Origin of the sequence: Ferrimonas balearica DSM 9799 (assembly GCF_000148645.1) — a bacterium.
In the GTDB taxonomy this organism is placed as follows: domain Bacteria; phylum Pseudomonadota; class Gammaproteobacteria; order Enterobacterales; family Shewanellaceae; genus Ferrimonas; species Ferrimonas balearica.
This window is the reverse complement of record NC_014541.1, coordinates 2,696,833-2,722,022: the sequence shown is the minus strand read 5'-3', so window position 1 is coordinate 2,722,022 and position 25,190 is coordinate 2,696,833. Positions and strand designations below refer to the sequence as shown.

The window sequence follows — 25,190 nt, the reverse complement described above, 5'->3', positions numbered from 1 at the left end:
GCTGACCCGGGTCAGCTTTTCAGGTGATGTACCAGCGCATCAAGCTGTTCCGCCTGCCGGGTCAGCTCGGCAATCTGGCTGACTGCCTGTTGGATCTGCTCACCAATGGCATTGCCGTGCTGGCGGATCTGGTCGATGTTGGTGACCAGCGTGGTGGCCACACTGCTTTGCTGCTCGGCGGCGGTGGCGATCTCAGTACTGCGCAGCGCCAGGTCCTGATTGCGTTCGCTGATTTGACGGATCTGCTCCGCCACCAGTCCCATTAACTCTCCGCTTTGGGCGGCGTTATCGACGGTACGCTCCATCACACTGACCAGCTGGGTACGGCCACTTTGCAGGGTGTCCATCATGCCCTGAATTGCCACAGTGGCGTCCTGGGTCCGGCCTGCCAGGGTCCGCACCTCATCGGCCACCACGGCAAAGCCGCGTCCCTGCTCACCGGCACGAGCCGCTTCAATGGCGGCGTTCAGCGCCAGCAGGTTGGTTTGCTCGGAGATGGCGTTGATGCTGGTCAGCACCTGATTGATCTGGGTGATGTTCTGTTCCAGCAGCGTCACCGCCTGAGCCGCCTCTGTCACCTCGCCCTGTAGGGTGTCGAGGCTTTGTTGGGTTTGCGCCAACTGCCCCTGTCCGGCTTGGGTGGCTTCGGCGGCGGCCTGAGTGTTCTGTGACGAGGTCAGGGCGTGGCTGGCCACTTCACGGATGGAGTACTCCATCTCCTCCGAGGCGCTGACCAGGCTGTCCATCTGCAGGGTCTGCTCATTGGCCAGATTGTGGGAGGTGCGGCTCATCTCGGTCAGCTCGGTACTGAACTGCTGCATCAGGCCCGCGGCCTGTTTCATCTCCTTCACCAGATTCTGTTCCCGCTCTGCCACCTTATCGATGGTGATGGCGATCTGGCTGAACTCGTCCCGCACCGGGAAGAAGTTGAGACGGGCGGTCAGGTCGCCCTCTGCCAGCTGGTTGAGGGCTTTGTTCATGGTGAACATCGCACCGCCAATAAAGGTCATGGTGTAGTAGGACACCATGGCGCACAGCAGCACGGCAACGGCGCTAAAGGTCAGAACCATGGGCGTGAAGAGGTCGAGCCAGCTGGGTTCGCTGATCACGGACAGGGTCTGCCCAGAGGTCAGTACCATCGCGTGAGGACCCTCACCGAGACGGAAATTGGAACCGGCCAGCAGGGCTTGTGCATCCAGCTCTGGATGCTGAGTCAGCGTCTGGGCCAGCCATTGCTGCTGGCTGTACAGTTGCGCCAGAGTCTGGCTGTGAGCCTGATAGCCCAGCACCAGTGCCAAAAGACCCAAAACCAACAGGGGAACAACGAACACCAACAGGAACTTCTCCCGCAGCGTGAGGTGGATCAACAGCCGGTCTATCCAGCGAAATGCGACTTCTTTCATCGGTGTCTCGGTTCCTTCCGATGGGGGACTTCGACGGCATTATGGAGTGAATGGTGGGTAAAAAAAAGGTGCCTGAAGCGGGTTGATGTGAGTGCGATGTTGGGGTGGTTAACAAGTGTTCAACGGGGCGGAGTGATCGCTCCTGGTATCGCTCAGGTACAAAAAAAGCCCCAGGGTGATGGGGCCAAAAGGGTTGTCAATGCAAGCAAGCGACTCGGTTGCCAACTGCTCAGGTTCGAATCCCGGCAGTGCAGACATCTTCAGTGTGGAACGTGATGTGCGGGTGACAGAGCGGTGGCGTTTTGATGACAGTGGGGCTAAGGCCTTGACCTGAAATGCCATCTATACTCCCAGATGACACCGACCCGTCCCGGAGAATTCTATGAACGACGCTTCCTGGCACACTTACGGTTTGATTGGCGCTGGCGCCCTGGCGTTGGTGGTGCTGTTGTGGGTGTTTGTGGTGCTGCGGCGAGACCGCGCTCACGACAAAGGTGAGCAGCTGCGCTCCGACGCGGCCGTGGACTCCGCACTGGCCCGTTTGCTTGCGGCCTATGATAAGGCGATCGGCGAGCCGACTGACGCGACGATCTTTGCGGTTGAGCAACGGCTCAAAGACCTGCTGCTGGTGGTGGTGTCCTTTGAGGAGGTGGATGAGGATTTTCACACTCTGCCCCAGGCCCTCGAGGATGCCTTGGTCACCATCGAGAACATGCCGGGGACGTCCGAAGAGGTTCGCCGGGAGCAGCTGCAGGCGGATCGCAACCGACTGAACGGTTACCACCAGCAAATTGAGCGCATATTGACCCGAGAATCTGCGCAATCTCACTGAATTGAGATGTGAAGCGCCCGATCACTTGATGGTCGGATGCGCCTGTGGTTTGATCTGGATCAAAGTCGAATGGCGTATCACTCGCATTTGTGATTGACCGATAGATCGAAACCATGAAACACACTGCAATTTGGCTCAGCCGGGCGATGCTGCCGCTGTTATCCACGTCCGGACTGCTGTTTTATCTTCGTACTGCCCTGGGCACCTTCAGCGCACCCCGCGCCCTGGCTCTGATGTGCCTGGCCCTGGTGGTTGGACTGATTTGGGCGGAGCGTCAGCGCCACGCCGAGCGACAACCATCGAGCTCTCTGTCCGCCCGCACTCTGGCGCCCCAACACTATTCCGCTGAGCGTTAATCTCCCCCGCGCTTGACCAAAGTCGCATCCTGCGACCCTGACCTTCGTGGCACAGTGATGAGGCTGATGCCACGGAGAGTTTCGTTATGCTCGATGCTAAACACACCGCGCTGGTGCTGGTGGACGTTCAGGGCCGCCTGGCCCGCGCCATGCACGACAGTGATGCTCTTATTGCTCGCCTGCAGTGCCTGATAAAAGGGGCGCAAGCGCTTTCATTGCCCATTGTCTGGGTGGAACAGTATCCCGAAGGGCTGGGCCCCACAGTCCCTGAGCTGGCTGAACTGCTTGGCCAGCAAAGCCCCATCGCCAAGCTCAGTTTTGGCTGCGGTGCCAGCGCCGAGGTGATGGCCGAGATTGAGCGTCTTGGCTGTCGCCAACTGCTGCTGTGCGGGATAGAGAGCCACGTCTGCGTTTACCAGTCGGCCGCACAGTGGCTGGCTCAGGGTTTTGAGGTGCAGGTTGTTGCCGATGCCGTCAGTGCCCGGACCCCCGCCAACCACCAATTGGGGCTGCAACGAATGGCGGCTCTGGGTGCCGAGGTAACCGGGGTTGAGATGGCACTGTTTGAGTTGATGGGACGCTGCGATCACCCAGAATTCAAGACCCTGTTGAAGTTGGTAAAGTGAACCATGGCTGTTGGCGCAACAAACTGTTAACTTGCCATTCCGAGTGAACCGCTACGTCATAGGAGCAGGGAATGATCATTTGGCGCGGGTTGGGCTGGCTGGTGCCGGTTATCGCCATTGGCGTGATGTTATTAATGCAACTGGCCTTGGATGGCCTGTTTGGTAAGGGCACCTATCAGGGGGAGGGCTGGAGCCTCTGGCTGAGCGTTTTTCTCATCGCTCTGGTAGTGGGGTTCTTCGGTGTGGCGGCCAACCATCGTGAAGGGGAGGGGCCGCACCCACCGCAGCACGCGTTGTTTTTTATTCCCATTCAGTACTGGGCGCTGCTTATCCCTCTTCTGGTGGGACTCGGCAGCTACTTTGAGGGTGAGCGGGAAGACAAGATGGCCGCTTATCTGGCCGAGCCCAGGGTCGAAGACATCTACCTGATGGACCTGAGCAGCGCCTTTGATCTGGAAGACCCGGCATTTCCCTACGGCGCGCTGAAAGTGGTGGCGGTGAACAGTAAGGGGATCAAGGTGGTGGTGTCCGAATACCAGTTTGATCAGCGTGCTGGCATCCGCAATGCCCTCTCTGAGCAAAATGCCGAAAGTGGCTTCTCCGAGGACACCACCTTCCATTTTGGCTTTGATGAGATGGAAGCGCTGGTGGCGGACGACGTGGTGTTCGACATCCAGCGCTTCTGAGCCGAATTACAGCCCGACGATGGCCAGATAGCGGCCATCCGGGCTGATCGCCAGGCGGCCAATGGTGGTCACACCCTGTTCTGACAGGTCAGCCACCGACTGCCACTGACCTTCCGCATCCCAGCGGCGCAACTCGCTGCCGCTGCCCATCCAGATCCGACCCTGCTGGTCCCAGCTGTAGTCCTCACTGGCTTTATCAATGGCGGTAATGGGGCGGATGGCCCCAGTGTCGGGGTGAAAGCCCTTGATCACCCAGTCGCCATCCACCTGTTTATGCAGGAAGCTGAACTCCGCGCTGTTGGGGATGGGATGCAGGCTGCGGCCGACGCTGGCACTGACAAAGTGGCGCTCGTCCGCCTGTTCGCCCCAGGGCTCAAAGTAGAGGTGGTAGCCGTAGCGGGCCCACAGCAGTGTGCCCTGGCCGTAACGTTGGGCGTAATAGCCAGCCGGAATGTAGCTGTTCACCGCCCGCTCAGGCGGTTGACCCTGGCGCTGACGCCACACACTCTGGTGTGGCACCCCCTGTTCCACCACGTAGGTGATCTCATCCCCTTGCTGACCCGGCTGGGGCGAGAACTCGCTTTGCTCCGGGGTGTTGGTGAGGTTGCTCAGGGTGGCGCTGGCGATGTCGAAGCGGAAGATGTCCATCTGACCGCCGGCCCGGTCGGAGCTGAACAGCAGCCCCTGACTGTCGGCGGTAAAGGCCGGTTGGTTGTTGTAGCCCCCGGCGTCCGTCACCGTCTGGTGTGACATGACCTTCCCGTCCTTCAGGCTGAACAGGTGCAGTTGCGTGGCTCCGGCCATCAGCGGCAGGGTCGACAGGGTGACTAGCAGGGGAAGCGTGTAGGTGGAGGGGCGCATCCATGGCCTCGCTGTTGTTATCAGGAGGTTGCAAGCTAACAGGGGCGCTGGCACGGGGCAAGCGACAAGCGCTTGCCCGGCGGGATTCAGGCGGGGCTGATGCGGTAGCAGTAGCGTTCAACCAGGCCCGGAAGCTGGGCCAGTATGCTCTCCTTCAGGGCCAGATCGGCACCATCGAGTTGCATCGCCAGCTCGTTGGCATCAAAAGCGTGCAGAGCCGGTACGGAAACCGGGGCAAAACTCAGGTGCCAGGGTTCCGGTGACACCCCACCCAACGCTTCGCGGTAGGGACGGAAGAAGCCGTAACTGGTTAGCCTCGGCTCCAACCACCGGGCCAGGGCATGACAGGGGCCTCCCTCCTGATACTCCCACGGCTCCAGTTTCAGCTCCGAGGCGGGCAGGGCACCGGCATCAAACCAGTCCAGATCCGTTCCCCAGTGGTGGCGGGACATGCCGGGCAGGGCCGACCAGGCGAGGATGGCATCCAGAATATCCGCATCGCTCATCACCCGGACGTCACAGCGTTCGCCCCGGCGATTCTGCAGGGGGCGGTTGCCCTCCGCTTTACCGTTGAATATCGCCATCTGCCGCTCGAAGCTGCGCCAGCCGGAACACAGCCCCAGCTGGAAACCGGCGCTGGCGGCATCCGCCACCAACGCCTGCCACGCCTCAGCGGTGCGGGCCTCCAGCCGCTGTGGACCGACGGCCACCAGGTGGCTGTCATCCACGCCCAGCAGTTGGGCCTGGCTCAGCACAGCAGCTTCTCCAGCACCTTCTCGTAGCACTCGGCCAGCAGTTCCAGATCCCGCACGCTGACGCACTCGTTGATCTTGTGAATGGTGGCGTTGCAGGGGCCCAGTTCAATCACCTGAGCACCGGTGGGGGCGATAAAGCGCCCATCGGAGGTGCCGCCGCTGGTGGAGGGTTCGGTGTCGTAACCGGTGACCTCCCGGATGGCGGCACAGGTGGCGTCCAGCAGGGCACCGCCGCCGGTCAGGAACGGCTGGCCGTTGTAGGTCCACTTGATGTCGTAATCCAGACCGTAGCGGTCAAAGATATTGTGCACCCGGGACTCCAGATCCTGCGCCGTCACTTCGGTGCTGTAGCGGAAATTGAACTGCACATTGAGGGCGCCGGGCACCACGTTAGGCGCACCAGTACCAGCGTGGATGTTGGCGATCTGGAAGCTGGTGGGCGGGAAGAACGCGTTGCCTTTGTCCCACTCCATCGCCGCCAGTTCGGCCAGCGCCGGGGCCGCTTTGTGCACCGGATTGTCCGCCAGATGGGGGTAGGCCACGTGGCCCTGAATCCCCTTAACGGTGACTTCGGCAGTCAGGCTGCCACGGCGGCCGTTCTTGATGATGTCGCCCAGCTTATGGGTGCTGGAGGGCTCACCAACGATGCACCAGGTGATCTTCTCATTGCGCGCTTCCAGCGTGTCGATCACCCGGGTGGTGCCGTTGATAAACGGCCCCTCTTCATCGGAGGTGATCAGGAAGGCGATGGAGCCCTGATGGTCCGGGTGCTCGGTAACGAACCGCTCCACCGCCACCAGCATCGCTGCCAGAGAGCCCTTCATATCGGCCGCGCCGCGCCCGTGCAGGATGCCGTCGATGACCGTGGGTTCAAATGGCGGGGTGTGCCATTGGCTGAGGTCGCCGGGCGGCACCACATCGGTGTGGCCGGCAAAGCAGAACACCGGACCTTCGCTGCCACGGCGGGCCCACAGGTTGGTGGTGTCTTCAAACACCATCGATTCGATGGTGAAGCCGAGGCGTTCCAGGTGTGCGGCCATCATCGCCTGACAACCCGCGTCTTCCGGCGTTACCGAGGGGCGGGCGATCAGGTCTTTGGCCAGGGTCAGTACGGCGGAATCAGCCATGCTGGGCAACCCACTGGTCGTAGTCAGCGGCTTTGAAACCCACCATCAGGGCATCGCCGGCTTCCAGCACCGGACGCTTGACCAGGGTGGGGTTGTCCAGCATCAGCTGCTTGGCCTTATCGGCATCCAGGTCCTGCTTGGCGGCGTCATCGAGCGCACGCCAACTGGTGGAACGGGTGTTGAGCAGGGTGGTGTAGGGCACCTGCGCCAGCCAGCGGGTCAGGGTGGCGTCATCCAGTCCGGCTTCGCGAAAATCGTGGAAGGTGTGAGTGCAGCCCTTAGCGTCCAGGTGCTTGCGGGCCTTGCGAACGGTATCGCAGGACTTTATTCCATAGAGAATCATTTCTAAATTGCTTCCAGTTGCAGTTTTTGAGGCTTCGTAGCAGGTTACCAAAAAGCGGCGGTAACCTGCTACGCATCACATGCTTAGCTTAGGGTTAGTCAAGGTCAGTGCTGTACTGTTTATATGTCTCAGTGGCATCTCGTGCAGCTTGATCTATTTGGGCTTTCGTGGCTTTAGGAAGGTGGATCCCTTCATGCAGTACAAAGACCGGGCCGTAGTCTTCGTCATTATCGGCAATGCTTCGGGTCAAATCATGGCCGTAAAGCTTAGCCAGCTTTACCCACTTGTAGCCCTCGATAAGAGATTCTGAGTTTGGTTGCTCAAATGCCTGCCGAGCGAGGGTATCTAAGCAGGAGAAATCCCCCTGGTTGGCTGCACATTCTAGCCATTTGGACTCCTCGTAATGAATCGCCAAATGTGACTGAGCCTGAACGCTTCCGAGGTTTGCCGCCTTACGTAACCAACTCTCGTGTTCTTCTTCGGATTCGACCACATCAGCCATGACATAGGCCGCATCTGCGTGACCAAGTTGGGCAGCTTTTTTAAGTAAGCTTTGGTACAAATTGGCTTGCTCGAATGCTTCGCCGTACTCGTCAGCAAACTCGATTTGGGTGGTGTTGAGTTCAATGCCCTGCCGGCGTTGGTTGTACCAATAGGCTTCTGAGGAGGGAGGCATGCTGCACTCGTTGAAGCACGCTAGCGCATAGGCTGCATTGGGATGTGTTTTTGCCCTTTCGATGATGTGCTCCCTGGCATCTTCATGCCAGAGGGAGCCGTAATCGGCGAATACGATTTGTGGCTCACGTAACAGGTTGGAAATCACGTCGGCAATTCGAGTAGCGTGCTCAGTTCTGAGCCCCAAGGCATCTAGGCGAGTTGAGAGCTGGTTAACATCAACCTCTGAGTACTCTTGAGCGGGTTCTTCTTCATCGAAAGTATCGTCCCAAGAGTCATACTCATCCCATTCGCCATCATTCAGTAGAGCGGATTGGGTAAGCATTCCCTGGGCATCCATGGAGGCACGGCTGTTGAAACCAAATGCGGCGGCAATCAGTTCGTGGCAATGGGAACGCTTGATAGAGGGGAGCTCATTTCGGACAGCTTGGTGCAGAGTGAAAGCCAATTCTTTGCGGAACATAAATATCTCCTTCCGCTGGCTGGCAATTGAATCAGGTGTGCGTTTAAGTCGTCGAATTCGCCAGACAGCGTCGAAACATTTATGAGAACTGGTGTGTGTATTTAAAAGCCTGTTTTTACTCGCACACAAGTAAGGTGGGCACCTTCCTTTACGCTACTGAGGAAGCACTTAACTGTCAATTGAGATGCTTCAGGAAAGGTGACGGCATAACTGACAAAAAGTGCTCACAGCTTTTGATGCCGTACAGGATCATCCTTTTTGCTCCAGTCAGTTATTGTGCGGGCATTGTGACACCCACGGACCGGGCCGACAAGGTGGTGGCCTGGCCGGTTTTGCCAGCATTAACAAAAGCCCGCTTGACTGGCGCAAGTCGCCAAAGCGGCTGATGCAGCTGGGTTCAGGGGATCAGATAGAGGTCGCAAGCACGTTCGGACATCAGCTGGTCCGTGGTGCTGCCGGTGATCCGCTTTTTGATCAGGCCCCGGGCCACCAACCCCATCACCAGCAGGTCGCTCTGATGCGTCCGGCAGTAATCTGAGAGCGTATCGGCGGGCTCCCCCAACAGCAGGTGCCAGTTCAGTCGCTGCAGATGGTGCTTGGCCAGAAAGTCGTGGATCACCCTCTGGTGGGTGGACTGAATCATGGCGCGGTACTTGATCATGAAAGAGGGGGTGTAGCAGCTGTGCACCAGAGTGAGTTGGCCCTTAAGGCGTTTACTCAGTGTCATCGCCGTGCGTACTACCTTGGCATCGATGTCGGCGGGGCGGTCGCTTTTGTGAAAAGGGTCGATACCGACCACCAGATTCGGGGGGTGATGCCACCGGTTCTCGCCAAGGACCAGAACCGGAGATTGGCTCTGCTCAATCGCACGGCGGTAGCGTGAAGGCAGCGAAGCCTCCAGACAAAAGAGGATAAGTTGGCCTGCCTCGGGCGCTTGCGCCAGGCGTTCCACCAGCGAACTTTTGTTCCAGATGTACTCCAGAGAGAACCTTTCCCCCTTGGCGTTAAGTGGCGCAAACAACGTTTCTGCCCACATCTCTACGTCAATGCGATAGGCCTTCGCGGCGGCGCTTAGCGCATCATCTTCAAACAGATAGAAGCGCTGGAGCGGGGGCGACTCGGCATCAATAATCACCCGGCTGGGCGTGCTGGCCTCGGCGAGCAGCACCCGCAATTTGGCCTGAATCAGTGCCGGGTCTCCCTTCAATGCACGGAGAATAATGGTGGTGGGTAACATCCTTGTCTCCTGAACTGGAGAGTCAACAGCCGGTGCCCGGCGACTCAGATTGCATTAAGTATAGTGAGCATAGGCGCTTAGGTGGGCCGCCCCGCGGGCCTGACCGCGCAGGCCTATGGCGCCGCCCCGGCCCGATAAGGTGGTGCCGTTTTGTGCTGATGATCACTTCTGAGCTTATATTGATGTTGCAACTGACGGCAAAGCTTTCCAAGATCGGGGGCCAATCTCAGGCAGATAAGGCGAAGCAATGGCTCTGACAGGCAGCCGCATTTTGGTGGTGGAAGACGACAGCGTCACCCAGATGCGTCACCAGGGGTATTTTCAGCAGGCCGGTTATCAGGTGACTGCGGTATCCAATGGCGCGCAGATGCGGGCGGCGATGGCAGAGCAGGAGTTCGACCTGGTGCTGTTGGACGTCAATCTGCCGGACGAAGATGGCTTGCAACTCACCCGCGAACTGCGCAGTGAATCGGCGGTGGGGATCATTCTGGTTACCGGCCGCAGCGACTCCGTCGACAAGATTGTCGGACTCGAGATGGGGGCCGACGACTACGTCACCAAGCCGGTGGAGATGCGGGAGTTGCTGGTGCGGGTCAAAAACCTGCTGTGGCGCATCAGCCTGGCGCAGCGTCCGGCCAATGAAATGCCCATGGGCAATGAGCTGTACTTTGCCGGCTGGACCTTGAACCTGGGCAACCGCCACCTGTGCCGCGAGGGCGTGGATGTGCGCCTGACGACGGCGGAGTTTGAACTGCTGGCGGCATTTGCCCGTTACCCCCAACAGGTGCTGGCGCGGGAGCGTCTGCTCAATCTGGTATCACATCGGGTGGACGCCCCGGATGACCGCACCATCGATGTGCTGGTGCGGCGCCTGCGGGGCAAGATGGAGAAGGGGGAGGGCCTGCCGAAGTTGTTTGTCACCGTCCACGGTGAAGGTTACCTGTTCGGCACCACCGTAACGTCATAAACCGCCCGGAAGTCCGGGTCGGACAAGCTGTCCTCAAACCGGCCCAGAGCTTTGGGGGGCACTAACACCTCTATGCCCGGGTCAAGTCGCTCGGGCAGTGCTTTTCCCGCCAGCAGATCCAACGCCGCGTCCACCGCCATTCGCCCCTGCAGCCGCATCCGATCGCTGTTGGCCATCTCAACCTTACCCCGCAGCAAGCCCCGGTAGACGCCGTGGCTCAGGTAGGTGCTGATCACCCGGGTTTCCAGCCCGCGGGCGCGCAACTCATTGACCGCCACTTCCGCAGGAATCGCCCCGGCGATGATCAGCTGCGGCGCCGGATGAGCGGCCAGGTATTCGTTCAGTAACTGGCGTTGCTCCGCCACGCTGTTGGCGCCGTTGAGGGTGGCGTCCACCATCAGTTTGCCGGGGGTCAGGTGCTCCAGCAGCCCCTGGCTGAGAAACTGGTTGCCGCCCTGGCCCTTGGGGCCAAACATCAGCAGCGCATGGGTGTCATCGGCGAAGTGGGTATTGACGTACTCCGCCACGGCTTCCCCCATCTGGTACCAATCCACCCCGATGGTACTGGCCACGGTGTCCGGCTCCACCTCGTTCACCACCGCCAGCGTCGGCACGCTGACCAGCGCATCGCGGATCAGGTTGGGCAGCTCGTAGGTGACGCTGCCCAGCAGGACGGCATCGGCGCCCCAGTCGCGACAGCGCTGGAACTGTTCGATTTGGGTGGCCTGATGCTCATAGCCACCAGCCTCGAACGCCTTCAGTTCGATGCCCCGGGCCCGGGCCTGCTCCACCATGCCGGCGTTCACGCTCAGCCAGTAGGAATCTTTCAGGTGCGGGTAGAGGGCGCAAAGCCGGGTGGGCTCGGCGCCGTGGGCGAGCGACATCAAACTTACAGACAAGATCCAGGCAGATAGGGCAAATCGTCCCACGGCAGTTGACTCAAAGTTGGGTACACTGGGCTAGTGTACCAGAGCGGAAGCCTTGTCCCTTGTTGTCGTTATCCTTTTCCCCCTGGCGTTCGGTGGCCGGAAAACTGTTGATCGCCTTTGTCATCCTCGCCGCCCTGTCGGTGTTGGCGGCCAGCCTTGGTCTGGTCAGCCTGGGGCAGCTGCGCAGTTCCCACCAGCAACTGGTTAAGGACGCCGTGCCGGCCCTGAACCAGGCCCGGGTGGTGGCGGACCTGTCCGGCCGAATCCTCAGCAGCGGACGCCTTATGGCGGAGCTGCGCGACGACGGTGTGCTGGAGCAAACCTGGCGCGAGCTGGGCCACACCAACGATGCGTTGGACCGGCGCCTGCAGGAGCTGGTGGCGATTGAACCGGGCCAGCGCAGTACCCTGCAGCACCTGCACAATGAGGTGGTGACGACACTGGAGAACGTCTACCAGCTGGCCCGTACCCAGATCAGCCTGCACCGGGAGTTTGACGACCGCTTTACCCGGGTCAACGAGGCGGCCAACCGACTGGCGGACCTGGCAGATGGCCAGCTGGCCAACGCCGAAACGGCCATGGTGGCGCGCAGTGTCGGGCTCTATGGCAGCGGCGACATGGACAGCAAGGTGGATGCGTTGATTGAGCAGGACCTGATGCAGATCCGGCGCATGAACGAACTGAAGAACAACCTGCTTAAGCTGCGTCGACATCTGGTGCTGTTGCCCTACATGGAGGACCCGGATTTGATGGCCCGTCGGGCCAGCCAGTTTGCCGAGCTGGCGGATTACCTGCCGCTGCAGATGGCCGAAGTGCCCGACCCTGAGCGACGGGACGCCATCCTGGCCCAGTGGCAGCGACTGAGTGAGGGTGCCGAGCTGTACCCGCTTAAACGTCAGCAGATGGCCCATGAACTGGAGATCCGGGACGCACTGACTCACCTTGATGCCCGGTTTAAGGCGATGAATGCGGCGGTGACCGTGCTGGTGCGTCGCGCCAACCAGGGCCTGACCAATGCCCAAAGCCAGATCGATTCGCGCTATCAGCAGGCGCTGTGGGGGTTGCTGGCGCTGGGGCTGGTGGCGGCTCTGGTGGCGGCGTTTGTGCTGTGGCGGGTGGTGTACCGAGAAGTGGTGGTGCGCCTCAATGGCACCACCGGAGCGCTGCTGAAGCTGGCGGAGGGGGACCATTCGGTCACTGTGGTGAAGGGCGGCAGTGATGAACTGAGCCGGCTGGCGGACGCCATCGGCACCTTTAAAGCGACCGCCATCGCCCGTAAAGAGGCGGAAGACGCGCTGCGGGCGCAACACCAGCAGTTGGAGCAAGCCGTGGCCAGTCGCACCGAAGAGCTGAACCAGGCCAATGCGCTGCTGGCGCAGGAGCTGGCGGTATCAGCGGAAGCCAAACAGCAGGCGGAGGCAGCCAGCCGGGCCAAAACCACCTTCCTCGCGACCATGAGCCACGAGATCCGCACCCCGATGAACGGCATCCTCGGCACCGCCGAGCTGATGGCCGATGCCGACCTGACCCCGCAACAGCGCCACTACCTTGATGTGATTCACCGCTCCGGTGAAGCGTTGCTGGACGTGCTCAATGACGTGTTGGACTACTCCAAAATTGAAGCGGGCCACCTCAGCGTGGTTGAAGAGCCGGTGGTGGTGGAGGCGCTGGTGCAGTCGGTGCTGGATACCCTCGCTTCCCGCGCGGCCCAGAAGGGGCTCAGCCTGCGGATGGCGGTACGCGGTACGCTGGCGCCCGCCTATCTGGGTGACCACGCCAAGCTGCGCCAGGTGCTGCTGAACCTGGTGGGCAACGCCATCAAATTCACCGCCCAGGGAGAGGTGAGGGTGGCGCTCAGCGCCGACGGCGGGACACTGCGACTGGCGGTGGAGGACACCGGCATGGGCATCGAACTGGAGCGCCAGCGTTCGGTGTTTGAGCCTTTCCAGCAAAGCCGCAGTGGCGAACAGTGGGGCGGCACCGGTTTGGGCCTGCCCATCAGCCGGCGCCTGTGCGAGGCGATGGGAGGCGATCTCAGTCTGGCCAGCACCCCAGGTCACGGAAGTGTGTTTACCCTGACGTTGCCCTGGCCGGAGACCGAACCTCAGAGTGAGCCGGAGCGCCCGGCCTTGTCCCTGCCTGCCGCAAGCTTGTTGGTGGTGGAGGACAATCCGGTCAACCGCATGGTGATGGCGGGCTTTCTGGCCAAGTTGGGACAGCGGGTGGTGATGGCGGCCAATGCCGAGGCGGCGCGGGTGGAAGCCGCTTCACGTCGGTTTGATCTGGCCCTGGTGGACATCCATCTGCCGGATGGCGACGGCACCGAGTTGCAGCAACAGCTTAAGGCGTTGCAGCAGCAACACTTTGCCCGGCCACTGCCCTGTATTGCGGTGTCCGCGCAGGTGTTTGAGGAGCAGGTGCGGGATTATCTGGCGGCGGGGTTTGATGGTTTTGTGGCCAAGCCGGTGCGGATGAATGTGCTGGCGGAAGCGCTGGCGGCGCAACTGGGGAGTCGTGAACCGGAGGCCGGGATGGTGGAACCGACGCCATCGCCGCAACAGGCGATCAATTGGGGCCAGCTGGCGCAGGACCAGTCGGTGCTGGGCAGCGAGATGATGCAGACCATGCTGAATCAGTTTGAAAGCGATGCCCGGGCCACGCTGGAGGCGATGCAGCAGGAGGGCGAAGGGACCGCGTTGGCCAGGCTGGCGCACAAGCTTAAGGGCGGTGCAGGCGCACTGGGGCTGGCGGCACTGGCGCAGCAGTGTCAGCAGATTGAGCGGGCGGCAACCTGGTCGCAGGAGCAGGCCAGGCAACTGGCACAACAGTTGGAAAGTGACGTCGAGCAGGTAAAAAAATGGCTGGCCGAGAAAGGGTAGTTCGGCCAGCCGAATCGAATGTCGGCGAACGCCGAATTCGGACCTTTGCAGGTGTGGGATGATGAAAACGGTTACTGGAACAACTGCAGCGACAGCGGCTGAACGCCGAGATCCTGCTTCAGTCCTTCCAATACACTGGTAATCAACAGGGCCAGACCCCGGTAGTAGGGGGTTTGGGCCGCGTTGGCCAGTTTGTCGCAAAAACGGGGAGACCAGGGCAGCAGGTGCTCAGCCAGCAGCACGCGCAACACCTCAAGGGCGGCACCATCCTGCTTGTCGACCTCCTGTTCCAGCAGGCTGGACAGCACCGACAGCATCAGGCCGATATGGTCCACCGGCTCGTTAAGCTGGGTGGTCACCAGGATGCCGTAATGCTGGTAAAACTGAACCAATGCCTGGGTGGATGGCCCGCACAGCAAACGCTTTTCGTGCAGGTAGGGGCTGCCCCAGGGGATCACCTTAAGCTCCACCGGGCCAATAAACAGCTCGGTAAAATCCCGCTTCAGTCTCGGCAGCAGGGTGTCGTTGTCCTCGGCCAGCGCCTCGCCCAGCAGGGCCAGGCCCGCGGCACGGGCGTCGGCGGCACCGGTTTGCGGCCAGCTGTGAACCACGTCGACGGCGCGTAAGCGGTCCGGCATGACGTCGCTGGGTTCGAAGTAGATGGCATGGTAGAGCACGTTGCACTGGGCCTGGTATTGGCTCAGCTGGTCCTGATTCAGCATCGGGTCTCTCCGTCGCAACGGGGGAGCGGGGCTCCCCCTCAGTAATAGGCTTAGACTTCCGCCCAGTTCAGCACTTTGCCCTGCTCAGAGCCGCACGGGCGGCTGTGGCGGTTGGGTGCCACGATCAGGCTCGGCTGGGTGATGTCGCTGCTCGGCAGCGGCGCGATGTCCGGCTTAACCGCATTGGGGTATTTGGCTTTCAGCTCGTCCATCGGACCGAAGTCGAGGGCACGCATCGGGCAGGACTCTACGCAGATCGGCTTGAGGCCCATGTCGATGCGCTCAAAACAGCCGTCGCACTTGGTCATGTGGCCTTTGGCCTTGTCGTACTGAGGCGCGTCATAAGGGCACATCTCGGCACACATTTCACAACCGATGCACTGCTCGGTATCGACCCGTACGATGCCATCTTTTGCCCGCTTGTGCATGGCACCGGTCGGGCAGATCTCGACACAGGGCGGCTTGCTGCAGTGGTTGCAGCCGATGGACATGTAGTAGGCGAACACGTTCTGCTTCATGGTGCCGTCCGCCTGGGGCGCCCAGTCACCGCCGCCGTATTCGTACACACGACGCCAGATCACGCCCACCGGCAGATCGTTCTTGTCCTTGCAGCTGACGTGACAGGTTTTGCAGCCAGTGCATTTGCTGGCATCGACGTAAAAGCCGTACTGCTGTTTCACTTGCATGGTTGCCCCCTATCAAGCCTTTTTAATTTCAACGCGGTTAGTGTGCTGGCCGTTGCCCTTGGACAGCGGGGTTGTCCGCTGTGACGTCAGGGTGTTCAAACAGCCACCTTTGTCCACTTTGTGGCCAAAGCCCTTGTACCAGGCGCCCTGGCCCAGTGCGGTAACGCCGGGCATGATGCGCGGAGTGACCTTGGCAGGCACTTCAATCTGGCCGCGTTTGTTGTACACAATCACCATATCGCCAGCCTTGATGCCACGGGACTCGGCGTCGATGGGGTTCATCCATACCGCATCCTCAACCGCCTCACGCAGCCACGGTACGTTGTGGTAGCTGGAGTGGGCGCGGCCTTTGGTGTGGTAACCGGTCAGCTGCAGCGGGAACTCGGCCTGTTTGTTTTCCAGGTCCTGGTACCCGTCCCAGGTCGGCACGTACTTGGGCAGTGCGGAGATCACGTCGCCGTCTTTCAGTACCCAGGTCGCGGCTTTGTGGGCCAGCTGACTGGAGTAGATCTCGATCTTGCCGGACGGCGTCTTCAGCGGGTTGGCTTCCGGGTCTTTACGGAAGTCTTCCAGCACGATGTAGCTGCCGTTGGGCAGGTACTTGCGGAAGATGCCCTGCTTCAGCATCACGTCTTTGTTAGGCAGTTCCGGAGTGGCTTCCTGCGCCTTGGCGTAGAACTCTGCGCGCCACTGGTCGGCGGTTTTGCCTTCGGTGAACTGCTCTTCAACGCCCCAGCGCTTGGCCAGTTCGACACACATTTCGTACACCGGACGGCACTCAAACATCGGCCCAACCGCAGTGCTCATCTGGATCAGGGTGCCGGTGTCACCGGCGGCGTAGGCCTGGTTCACCAGGTCCTCGGATTCCAGCCAGCTGACGTCCGGCAGCACGATGTCGGCGAACTGGGCGGACGGGGTCATCCAGTTGTCGATCACCAGAATGAACTCACACTTGCTGGTGTCAGCCAGGATCTGTTCGGTCTTCTTGGTTTCGGCGTGCTGGTTGATCAGCGCGTTACCGGCGTAGTTGATGATCGCCTTGATGTCGGTACCCAGTTTGCCGTCACCGTTGCTGTCCAGCTCGCTTTCAGGCAGCACCACGCCATCTTTCAGTACGGTCATGTTCTTACCGTCCTGAATGGCCTGGGTGAAGGTGAAGAAGGAGATCTTCTTCTGCACCGGGTTGTTGCCGGTGGGCATGCTCGGGGCGAACAGGGACGCGCCGGTGCACAGGCCGCCGTTGTTGGTGCCCGGCAGGCCCACCTGACCGAGGATAATCGGCAGCATGTGCGCGGCACGCAGGTTGTTTTCACCGGCGGCCTGACGGCTCAGGGAGGCGGCCACATGGATAAAGGGCGCCTTGGCAGACGCTAGGTCTTTGGCCAGCTGGCGAATGGTGGCCGCATCGATACCGGTGATCGGTGCAGCCCACTCCGGGGTCTTCTTCAGACCGTCCGGGCCATCGCCCAGGATGTGCGCCTTGTAGGACTCTTCGTAGCCCACGCCTTCCGGCATGGTCTTCTCGTCGAAGCCCACGGTGTACTTGTCCAGGAACGCCTGGTTGTGCCAGCCATTGGTGATGAATTCGTAGGCCAGGGCCTCCATCAGCGCGGCGTCGGTGCCGGGACGGATCGGAACCCATTGGTCCTCTTTACCCAGCGCAGAGTCGGTGTAGCGCGGGTCGATGATGATGGTCTTGAACGTGGTGCCTTTCTCGGCGCGCTCTTTCTGCTTGGCCTGGATGATGTTCAGGTAGTCGTAGGACTCACCGGAGCCGCTCATGCGGATCTCGGACGGGTTGTGACCCACCAGCAGCACCAGATCCGAGTTTTTCATCTCGGAGTTGGAGGAACCGCGCCAGCCCAGGTTGGCGTCACCCCAGGTGTAGTGAGCGGCTTTGTACAGCTGTGCCCAGCTGTAATCGCCATAGGTGCCCAGGTAGCCACCGGTCAGGTTCATCAGGCGGTACAGACACTGCTTACCGGAGAAGCTGTAACCGGCACCGGAGTTGTAGGTGAAGTGGGTGGACTCAGGGCCATAGGTTTCGCGCAGGCGGCCAAGCTCACCGGCCACCAGGTCCAAAGCTTCTTCCCAGCTGATGCGCTCAAACTGACCACTGCCCCGAGGGCCAACGCGGCGCATGGGGTACTTGAGACGGTCCGGCGCGTAAACGCGCTGGCGCAGGGAGCGGCCACGCAGACAGGCACGCACCTGATGATGACCGTATTCGTCCTTCTGGTAGAAGTCGGTTTCGATGCGGGTGATGATGCCGTCGCGGCTGAACACGCGAACCGGGCAGTTGGAGCCGCAGTTAACCAGGCAGGAGCTCCAGTTCAGAGTCTCCGGGCCGGTGGGCTTCAGCGGGGCGACCGGCTTGGCCACTTCAGGGCTGCAGCCGGTGACGGCTGCGGCGGCGCCGAGGGCGGCGCTCATCTTAAGAAAATCACGGCGTTCCAATTGCATGGATGATACCTCTTGGTTTGGGCGGGCCACCGCCCTCGCTCACACGCAGATGCTTTGCATCCGTGCCGAAGGTGTGCGGCTCATGGGTCGCTCCTTTGGGACAGTAACATTACATACAGTAAGGTTTTTATTTGGTGTCTGTCCCGCCGGGTTTCCCCTTCGGCGCATCGCCGCCATCTGGCGGTCTGGGATTGGCTGTCAGAATAGGCTGATGGTGTGAATGTGTTGGGAATGGTTTTGAACGGCTTAAGACAAGTTATGAAAAAAAATGAACGGGGGCGGGGGTTTGGTGATAAGGCTCACAAAAAGCAGGGGTTAAGGCTGAAAAACGGCGGGAATAACGTGTTGAAACTGTGAGTTGCCTCCACAAAAAAGCCAGCCCCGGAGGCTGGCTTTTTCGCTAACGGCGCAGAATCACATCATTCAGAGGTAGGCGCGCAGCATCGGGGTTTGCCCGGCCACCACTTCGCCGTCCTGTTTCTCCAGCGCTTTGACGTCTTCCATATTGGCGATCACCACTGGCGTCAGCACGCTTTTGGCGTGCGCCTTCAGGTAATCCAGATCGAACTCGAGGATGGGGTCTCCGGCGCTGACCTGCTGACCCGCTTCGGCCAGCCGGGTGAAGCCTGCGCCGCGCAGTTCGACGGTATCGATACCAAAGTGAACAAACAGCTCCAGCCCCAGCGGTGACTCCAGCGAGAAGGCGTGGTTGGCATCAAAAATCTGGCCAATGGTGCCGTCGATGGGGGCCAGTACCTGGTTTCCGGTGGGATCGATGGCCAGGCCGTCACCGACGATCTTCTCCGAGAACACCACGTCGGGTACCTGCTCAATAGGCACCAGGCGCCCGGAAACGGGAGCCATGATGGCGACCCCATCGGCGGGGACCTCGCGGTTGGCCATCATGCGGCGTAGTCGACTGAAAAATCCCATGGATGTTGACCTTCTGACGTCTGTAGGGAGGGATCTGAGTCCCAATGTTAGCCGAAAATCACCTGTTCACACAATCGTTTAACAGTGCCAACAATTCTCGCTTGTGGGTGCAGGCCAGGGCCTTGGCCAGCAGCGCTTTGCCCTCTGCCTGACGATACTGTTGCAGCTGATATTTGATCTCAGCGCTGCGAACCGGCGTGATGCTGAAGCTGCGTAATCCCATCGCCAGCAACAAAGGCAGAGCCCGCGGTTCGGAGGCCAGTTCCCCACACAGGGAGAGCGGCAGTTCCAGCGCTTTGGCTTGGCGACTGAGTTGGTGCAGCAGGCGGATCAGGGCGGGACTGAGTTGCGGATAGTGCGGGCTGACATTGGCGTTGTTGCGGTCGGCGGCGTAGCAGTATTGGGCCAGGTCATTGGTGCCGACACTGGCAAAATCCAGCTTGTCGGCCATGGCGTCGAGCATCAGCACCGCCGCCGGGGTTTCCACCATAATGCCCACCGGCAGGGGCGGATTCATCGCCAACTCCGCTTTCACCTGTTCCAGCTGTGCTAACACGCCTTCCAACTCTTCCGGCAGGCTGATCATCGGCAGCAGCAGTTTGACCGGGTACTCCATCGCCAACCGGACAATGGCGGCCAGCTGGGTTTTCAGGCGTTCCGGCTGGGCCAGGCCCAGGCGGATGGCGCGTTGGCCCAGGGCCGGATTGGCCTCCACCAGATTTAAGCCCGGCAACGCTTTGTCGGCACCAAAATCGAAGGTGCGGATGATCAGAGGTGCGCCGTCCAACTGACGGGCGATGGCGCGGTAGAGGCTGAGCTGGCGCGCTTCATCGGGCCAGTGCCCCTCCGCCATATAGAGAAATTCGCTGCGCAGCAGGCCGATGCCATCGAGGTGGTACTGGGCCACTTTATCGGCCTCTTCGACCGAACCGATATTGGCCCCCAGCCAGACCCGCTCACCGTCGCCGGTGGCGGCGTTGTCCGCCAGGCAGGCCAGATGCTTCTGCCGGCGCTGTTGCCACTGCGCCAGGGTGGCGGCAAACAGTTCGAGATCGGTGTCATTGGTGGCCAGGGTCAACTGCCCCTTATCGGCATCCAGCAGGCCGGACAGTTCCGACAGGCGACTGAGGGCATCGGTCATCACCAGGGTGGGGATGCCGGCACTGCGCAGCAGGATGGCAAGGTGGTCATCGACGTTGCCGCGCTCCAGCACCACGCCACACAGGTGCTGTTTGGGCAGGTGGATAAATTCGGCCGCAGTCAGGTCATGCACCACCAGCAGGCTGTCCTCATCGAGTTGCTCCGGCAGGCCGTGGCTCAGACCACTGAGGCGCCGGGCCAGTCGTTCACCCAGGCAGAGGATATCCCGGCCGCGATGGGCCAGATGCAGATCATCCAGTTGTTCGAACTGCTTGGCGTATTCGGTAAACACCTGCAGGCAGGCATCGTCGGCGTCCTGGCCGGTGTCGATCACCTCAAAAATGGCCTGGTGCAGCTCCGGGTCTTCCAGCAACAGCCGGTCGGCGTCCAGCAGGGCGCGCTGGCTGTCACTCAGGTCAGGGCGCTGGGCCAGTTGCGCCAGGGCGTCGCACTCTTTGCGCAGCTGTTGGGTGAGTCGGCGTTTGGGATCGGGCTCGGGCGCGTTGCTGCGCTCCTGATGGGTGGGGCGGCACAGGTAAAGGGTGCCAAGGGCGAGACCGGGGCTGATGGCAAATGCGGTAAAGACTTTTGACACGGCCTGGCCCTCCTGTGGCGATGGCTGCGGTTCAGTTCAATTCTTGCAGCAGAGTGGCGATGGCTTCAACCGCTTGTTGTGCACCGTCGCCCTGGGCGCTCACGGTCACTTCGGCGCCCTGGCTCAAAGCCAGGGTTTGCAGCCGGAACAGACTCTTGGCGCTGGCCCGGCGGCCGCCACACTCCACCAGAATGTCACACTCGTACCCCTGCGCGGCTTTTACCAGCAGTGCAGCAGGACGGGTATGGATGCCATGGGGAGCGGTTACGGTGACGGTTTTACGATGCATAAAGGTGGCCGGGCCGGGTGATTGGGGCGTGGTGGCGCCAAGGATACTGGCGCCACCGGATGGGGTCAAATGTTGAGCTCAGGCCTTGAACTGAGCCAGTTGTTGCTTGAGCTGGCCCCCCATGGCCATCAGTTCGTCGGCGGCGCCCAGATGGCTCTGCCCGGCCTTGGCGGCCGCTTCGGTCAACTCGGCAATGGTGTGGACATTGCCGTTGACCTCCGCGCTGACCTGACTCTGCTGCTCGGTGGCCGTGGCAATCTGGCTGTTGCGGTCCTGGATCGCCACCACCGCCTGAACAATGGCATCGAGCGCGTCATTGGCTTCCTGGGCCTGGGCAGACAGTGCCTGGAACTGATTGAGTGAGCTGCCGGCGGCATCGGTCACCTGACCCACGCCGGTCTGGATGTTGTCGACGATGGCGCCAATCTCGTTGGTGGAGTCCTGGGTGCGGTTGGCCAGGGCCCGCACTTCGTCGGCCACCACCGCAAAGCCGCGGCCATGCTCACCGGCGCGGGCGGCTTCAATGGCCGCGTTCAGGGCCAGCAGGTTGGTTTGATCGGCGATGGTGCGGATCACCTCAAGGATCTGGCCAACCTGAGCGCTGTGCTGGGCCAACTCGTCGGCGGTGCGGGCGGTTTGGTTGAGATCATCCGCCAGGGAGTTCACCAACTGGTGGGTGCCCTGGACGGCGGTGCGGCAGTTGCCGACCTGCTTATGGGCACCGTCGGCGGCATCGGCGGCCTGCTGGGCGGAGCGGGCCACCTCTTCGGTGCTGGCCAGCATCTCGGTCATGGCGCTGGCGACGGATTGGGTTTGGCTATGCACCTGTTCGCCGGTGGCCTGGGATTCACCCGCCACGGTGGTCAGGCGGTGGGCGCTGTCATTGACGCTTTGGGACAGTGGCTGCAGGTTTCTCACCATCTCGGCAATCTTGCCGGTGAACTGGTTGAAGCTGGTGGCGAAGCGGGTGATCTCATCGTGCCCGGAGGTGTCGAGGCGTCGGGTCAGGTCACCGTCGCCGTTGGCGATCGCTTCCATCGCGTTGATGGCGTCATTGAGCGGGCGGGTGATGGAGTAGTTGAGAAGAATAAACAGGGAGAGCAGCGGCAGCGCCAGGAAGAACAGGAACACGGCGTAGGTTTTGATCACCACCCACATCTGTGCGTCGACGCTGCGGTCATCGCCGGACAGCACCAGCATCTGGCCATTCAGGGGCCGGGCGCTGAGCCATACCGTTTTGCCATCAAGCTGGAATTGACCATCGTAGCTGTTGCCCAGTTTGACCCGGGCGAGGGCTTGCTGCAGCGGCAGATTGCCGGCACGGTCACGCCACTGTTCCGCCTGCTTCGGGGCACCTTCTCCGCGTACTGCCTGACCATCCAGGCGGTACAGCCATAAGGGGGCATCGGGTTTGGTCAGGGTGTCCCAGGGCAGGGTGGCCATATCGGCGTGTTGCAGGGTGGCGGCCAGGGTATCGGCCATCTCGATGACCTGGTGTTCACGGTCGTTACTGAGTTGGGCCCGTTGCTCCGTCAGGCCAAGGTAGGTGTAAACCAGGGTTCCCCCGGCTGCCAGTCCCAGCAGCGCCAACAGGCGCAGCGAGATGGTGAGGCGTCGTAACAGCGCGATCATCTCTATCCCTTGATGGTTGTTATGCGTCGGCCCCATTAAACGAAACTGTACCGACCCGGGGATAGCGTATGGATCAAAAATTTCTAAATTCCTAAAGGAATTACAAAAAAACATAAAAAAAGGGCGGTCTGAGACCGCCCAAATGCACAAGCGAAACGGGGTGTTACTGTTCGTTTTCGGCTTCGGTAAAGATGCCGGCAAACAGCGCCGAGGAGAGGTAGCGTTCGGCGGAGGAGGGCAGCACCACCACGATGGTCTTGTCCTTCAGCGACGGGTCATCGGCGATCAGCTTGTTGACGGCGGCAACGGCAGCGCCGGAGCTGATGCCGGCCAGAATGCCCTCTTCCTTCATCAGGCGGTGTGCCATGGCGATGGCTTCGTCATTGGAAACGGTGACGGCGGCGTCCACCATCTCCAGGTCCAGGTTGCCGGGGATAAAGCCCGCGCCGATGCCCTGGATTTTGTGCGGTCCGGGAGTCAGCTCTTCGCCGCACAGGGCCTGGCTGATCACCGGGGAGTCTTCCGGCTCAACCGCCACGGTCAGGATCGATTTGCCCTTCTGCAGCTTGATGTAGCGGCTCACACCGGTCAGGGTGCCGCCGGTGCCGACGCCAGCCACAAACACGTCCACTTCGCCGTCGGTGTCGTCCCACACTTCGGGGCCGGTGGTCTTTTCGTGGATCTCCGGGTTGGCCGGGTTTTCAAACTGCTGCAGCAGAACGTAGCGATTCGGATCGCTGTCGCGGATCTCTTCGGCCTTGGCGACGGCGCCCTTCATCCCTTTGGCGCCTTCGGTTAGCACCAGATTGGCGCCCAGGGCTTTGAGCAGCTTACGGCGCTCAAGGCTCATGGTGTTGGGCATGGTCAGGGTCAGCGGGTAGCCGCGGGAGGCGGCGACAAAGGCCAGAGCAATACCGGTGTTGCCGGAGGTGGGCTCAATGATCTCTTTGCCCGGGCCCAGCAGGCCTTTCTTCTCAGCATCCCACACCATGTTGGCACCGAGGCGGCACTTTACGCTGAAGGAGGGGTTACGGGCCTCAATCTTCGCCAATACGTTGCCGTCGGTGACGCGGCTCAGGCGCACCAGCGGAGTGTTACCGATGGAGAGGGAGTTGTCGTCGTAAATCTTTGCCATGATTGCGTTCCTGCCAAAAGGAGTGGGGGCGCGGAAAAACACCGCGCAGATAGGCTTAGCTTAATCGTTGAAATGACGCGAGGAAGTGTTTGTTCGTTATGCCTTATTCCCGAAGGTAATTACCTTAAGTCTTTTTATATACAGCGACTTGAACGCGTCCGCGACTGGGTGTGGTCACATTTTCACTGTGTTACCTTGGGCCAGTGCTACAGGAAGGAGCCTGACGTGACCACCGCCCAAGATCCCAAGGACATCATCACCCCCGATGCATTCCAGATTCATCCCGTTCTGTTAAACCGCCCTCTGGCGTCGCCGTGGCGCCGGGGCATCGCCATGTTGATCGATCTGATGGTGGTGGCGATGGTGACCGAATCGGATGGTGTCTTGTTTGTGATTCTGGTGCTGGCCACCTGGCGCTTGCGCCGACGGCAATGGAAGGCGGGCACCTGGGCGCTCTACCTGCTCTATTTTCTGCTGGCGGCGTCGTTGGTGCCGCCTCTGGTCAGCTGGATAAAGGGGCTGGGACAGGAGCCCGTCACCGAAGTGGTCAGTGGGGAGAGCCACAAAGACCTGACCACAGCGGAAGCCCTGATGGTCAGTGGTGCTGCGATGTCACTGGTGCAGATTGAACTGTGTGACGATGCGGCCTGCGTGCGTCAACATCTGGTGCCGCTGGAGAAGCTGGTACCGGTGATGTCGGAAGCGGAGCGGCAGACCTGGAGCGAGGAGATTTTGAGCCAGATCCCCGCCGAGCAGCGTGAGCAACTTGGCGTCGAACTGAGAGCCGCCCTGAACCTCACTGCCAAAGCGGCGCCGGATCGGTCCGAGCCGGTCGGGAGTGGGGATGAGGCGGTGCCTGCCGAGCCAGACCCGGTGGCAGAACTGGAAGCGGCGCTGGCCAAAGAGAAGGCGCGTCGGGCCAAGCTGTCGAAACAGGTTCAGGCGCTGGAGGAGGTCGGCACCAGCCCATTGGCGTGGTTGCAGGGCGCGGCCAAAGATCTGGGCCTGGGTTTTGGTCTGGCGGCGTTCTACTTCACCGTATTCGTGGCCTGGTTTGATGGCCAGACGGTGGGGAAAAAGCTGACCCGGTGCCGGGTAAGGCAACTGGATGGTACTCCCATCTCACTGTGGGACGCCTTTGGCCGCTATGGCGGTTACAGTGCGGGCATTGCCACCGGCCTGCTGGGCTTTATCCAGGTGTTCTGGGACCCGAACCGACAGGCGATTCACGACAAGATCTCCGCCACCGTAGTCGAGGATGTCCGGCCCCAGGCACGGCTGAGCGCCCGCAAAACCGTCAAGGTGCGAACCACGGCTCAGACCGCGTAAGACGACAGGCAAACGACCGCTGTTGCCATGACTTTACTGTGACGGCAAAGCGGGCAGCGGGCGGTTACTGGCTCTGACACCGTCGATAGGGCAAGCTGGACACCGATATCAGACTGCCAGGGAGGGG

Annotated in this window: 23 protein-coding genes; 7 read left to right on the top strand and 16 right to left on the bottom strand. The window is 60.9% G+C overall.

What is annotated here, in order from left to right:
• Positions 1–11: 11 nt before the first annotated feature.
• A complete protein-coding gene (locus FBAL_RS12485) occupies positions 12–1,403 on the bottom strand; it encodes a methyl-accepting chemotaxis protein (protein WP_013345954.1) in 1,392 nt (463 codons plus the stop codon).
• Positions 1,404–1,785: 382 nt separating this feature from the next.
• Here FBAL_RS12485 and FBAL_RS12480 point away from each other — a divergent pair, with 382 nt between their 5' ends.
• The 4 genes from FBAL_RS12480 (at position 1,786) to FBAL_RS12465 (ending at position 3,903) form a co-directional block, all read left to right on the top strand.
• Positions 1,786–2,235, top strand: coding sequence for a hypothetical protein (locus FBAL_RS12480; RefSeq protein WP_013345952.1), 450 nt, complete (start codon positions 1,786–1,788; stop codon positions 2,233–2,235).
• A gap of 113 nt (positions 2,236–2,348) precedes the next feature.
• Entirely contained in the window at positions 2,349–2,591 is a 243-nt protein-coding gene (locus tag FBAL_RS12475; RefSeq protein WP_013345951.1) for a hypothetical protein, read from the top strand.
• Between the two features lie 86 nt (positions 2,592–2,677).
• On the top strand, positions 2,678–3,217 hold the full coding sequence (locus tag FBAL_RS12470; protein WP_013345950.1) for a hydrolase: 540 nt from the start codon (positions 2,678–2,680) through the stop codon (positions 3,215–3,217).
• A 71-nt stretch (positions 3,218–3,288) separates the two neighbouring features.
• The gene (locus FBAL_RS12465) at positions 3,289–3,903 is read left to right on the top strand and encodes a hypothetical protein (protein ID WP_013345949.1); all 615 of its coding nucleotides are present in this window, start codon (positions 3,289–3,291) and stop codon (positions 3,901–3,903) included.
• Between the two features lie 6 nt (positions 3,904–3,909).
• Here the strand turns inward: FBAL_RS12465 and FBAL_RS12460 are convergent, their stop codons facing one another.
• The 6 genes from FBAL_RS12460 to FBAL_RS12435 form a co-directional block, all read right to left on the bottom strand.
• Positions 3,910–4,764 (bottom strand): TolB family protein, encoded by an 855-nt coding sequence (locus tag FBAL_RS12460; protein WP_013345948.1) that lies wholly within the window; start codon positions 4,762–4,764, stop codon positions 3,910–3,912.
• 86 nt (positions 4,765–4,850) lie between these two features.
• A complete protein-coding gene (locus FBAL_RS12455) occupies positions 4,851–5,519 on the bottom strand; it encodes a M15 family metallopeptidase (RefSeq protein WP_013345947.1) in 669 nt (222 codons plus the stop codon).
• Positions 5,513–6,646 (bottom strand): succinyl-diaminopimelate desuccinylase, encoded by a 1,134-nt coding sequence (gene dapE, locus FBAL_RS12450; protein ID WP_013345946.1) that lies wholly within the window; start codon positions 6,644–6,646, stop codon positions 5,513–5,515. The genes FBAL_RS12455 and dapE overlap by 7 nt, the downstream gene beginning before the upstream one ends.
• The gene (locus tag FBAL_RS12445) at positions 6,639–6,989 is read right to left on the bottom strand and encodes an arsenate reductase (protein ID WP_013345945.1); all 351 of its coding nucleotides are present in this window, start codon (positions 6,987–6,989) and stop codon (positions 6,639–6,641) included. Before FBAL_RS12445 ends, dapE begins: the two co-directional genes overlap by 8 nt.
• Before the next feature lie 94 nt (positions 6,990–7,083).
• Positions 7,084–8,127, bottom strand: a complete 1,044-nt coding sequence (locus FBAL_RS12440) for an SEL1-like repeat protein (protein ID WP_013345944.1) — start codon at positions 8,125–8,127, stop codon at positions 7,084–7,086.
• Between the two features lie 397 nt (positions 8,128–8,524).
• The gene (locus tag FBAL_RS12435) at positions 8,525–9,364 is read right to left on the bottom strand and encodes a universal stress protein (protein WP_013345943.1); all 840 of its coding nucleotides are present in this window, start codon (positions 9,362–9,364) and stop codon (positions 8,525–8,527) included.
• A 247-nt stretch (positions 9,365–9,611) separates the two neighbouring features.
• Here FBAL_RS12435 and torR point away from each other — a divergent pair, with 247 nt between their 5' ends.
• Positions 9,612–10,331: a two-component system response regulator TorR gene (gene torR / locus FBAL_RS12430; protein ID WP_013345942.1), complete on the top strand. Its 720-nt coding sequence runs from the start codon at positions 9,612–9,614 to the stop codon at positions 10,329–10,331.
• On the opposite strand, the gene torT is transcribed toward torR, so the two are convergent.
• Positions 10,301–11,215, bottom strand: coding sequence for a TMAO reductase system periplasmic protein TorT (gene torT / locus FBAL_RS12425; RefSeq protein ID WP_013345941.1), 915 nt, complete (start codon positions 11,213–11,215; stop codon positions 10,301–10,303). The genes torR and torT overlap by 31 nt on opposite strands.
• A 104-nt stretch (positions 11,216–11,319) precedes the next feature.
• Between torT and torS the strand changes: the two genes are divergently transcribed.
• A complete protein-coding gene (gene torS / locus FBAL_RS12420) occupies positions 11,320–14,139 on the top strand; it encodes a TMAO reductase system sensor histidine kinase/response regulator TorS (RefSeq protein ID WP_171814269.1) in 2,820 nt (939 codons plus the stop codon).
• Between the two features lie 71 nt (positions 14,140–14,210).
• Here the strand turns inward: torS and FBAL_RS12415 are convergent, their stop codons facing one another.
• The 8 genes from FBAL_RS12415 to cysK all read right to left on the bottom strand — a co-directional run bounded on the left by FBAL_RS12415 (position 14,211) and on the right by cysK (position 23,734).
• Positions 14,211–14,861, bottom strand: a complete 651-nt coding sequence (locus tag FBAL_RS12415; protein ID WP_013345939.1) for a TorD/DmsD family molecular chaperone — start codon at positions 14,859–14,861, stop codon at positions 14,211–14,213.
• Between the two features lie 50 nt (positions 14,862–14,911).
• Complete coding sequence (locus tag FBAL_RS12410; protein WP_013345938.1) at positions 14,912–15,547, bottom strand: DMSO/selenate family reductase complex B subunit; 636 nt, start codon at positions 15,545–15,547, stop codon at positions 14,912–14,914.
• A 12-nt stretch (positions 15,548–15,559) separates the two neighbouring features.
• On the bottom strand, positions 15,560–18,004 hold the full coding sequence (locus tag FBAL_RS12405) for a DMSO/selenate family reductase complex A subunit (RefSeq protein ID WP_041251737.1): 2,445 nt from the start codon (positions 18,002–18,004) through the stop codon (positions 15,560–15,562).
• 429 nt (positions 18,005–18,433) lie between these two features.
• Positions 18,434–18,943, bottom strand: coding sequence for a PTS glucose transporter subunit IIA (gene crr / locus FBAL_RS12400; RefSeq protein ID WP_013345936.1), 510 nt, complete (start codon positions 18,941–18,943; stop codon positions 18,434–18,436).
• A 58-nt stretch (positions 18,944–19,001) separates the two neighbouring features.
• On the bottom strand, positions 19,002–20,678 hold the full coding sequence (gene ptsP, locus FBAL_RS12395; protein ID WP_013345935.1) for a phosphoenolpyruvate--protein phosphotransferase: 1,677 nt from the start codon (positions 20,676–20,678) through the stop codon (positions 19,002–19,004).
• 31 nt (positions 20,679–20,709) lie between these two features.
• Entirely contained in the window at positions 20,710–20,967 is a 258-nt protein-coding gene (locus FBAL_RS12390; RefSeq protein WP_013345934.1) for an HPr family phosphocarrier protein, read from the bottom strand.
• Between the two features lie 78 nt (positions 20,968–21,045).
• Positions 21,046–22,599 (bottom strand): methyl-accepting chemotaxis protein, encoded by a 1,554-nt coding sequence (locus tag FBAL_RS12385; protein ID WP_013345933.1) that lies wholly within the window; start codon positions 22,597–22,599, stop codon positions 21,046–21,048.
• A gap of 163 nt (positions 22,600–22,762) precedes the next feature.
• Positions 22,763–23,734, bottom strand: a complete 972-nt coding sequence (gene cysK, locus FBAL_RS12380; protein ID WP_013345932.1) for a cysteine synthase A — start codon at positions 23,732–23,734, stop codon at positions 22,763–22,765.
• 225 nt (positions 23,735–23,959) lie between these two features.
• Here cysK and FBAL_RS12375 point away from each other — a divergent pair, with 225 nt between their 5' ends.
• Entirely contained in the window at positions 23,960–25,063 is a 1,104-nt protein-coding gene (locus FBAL_RS12375; protein WP_013345931.1) for an RDD family protein, read from the top strand.
• The last annotated feature ends 127 nt before the right edge of the window (positions 25,064–25,190 follow it).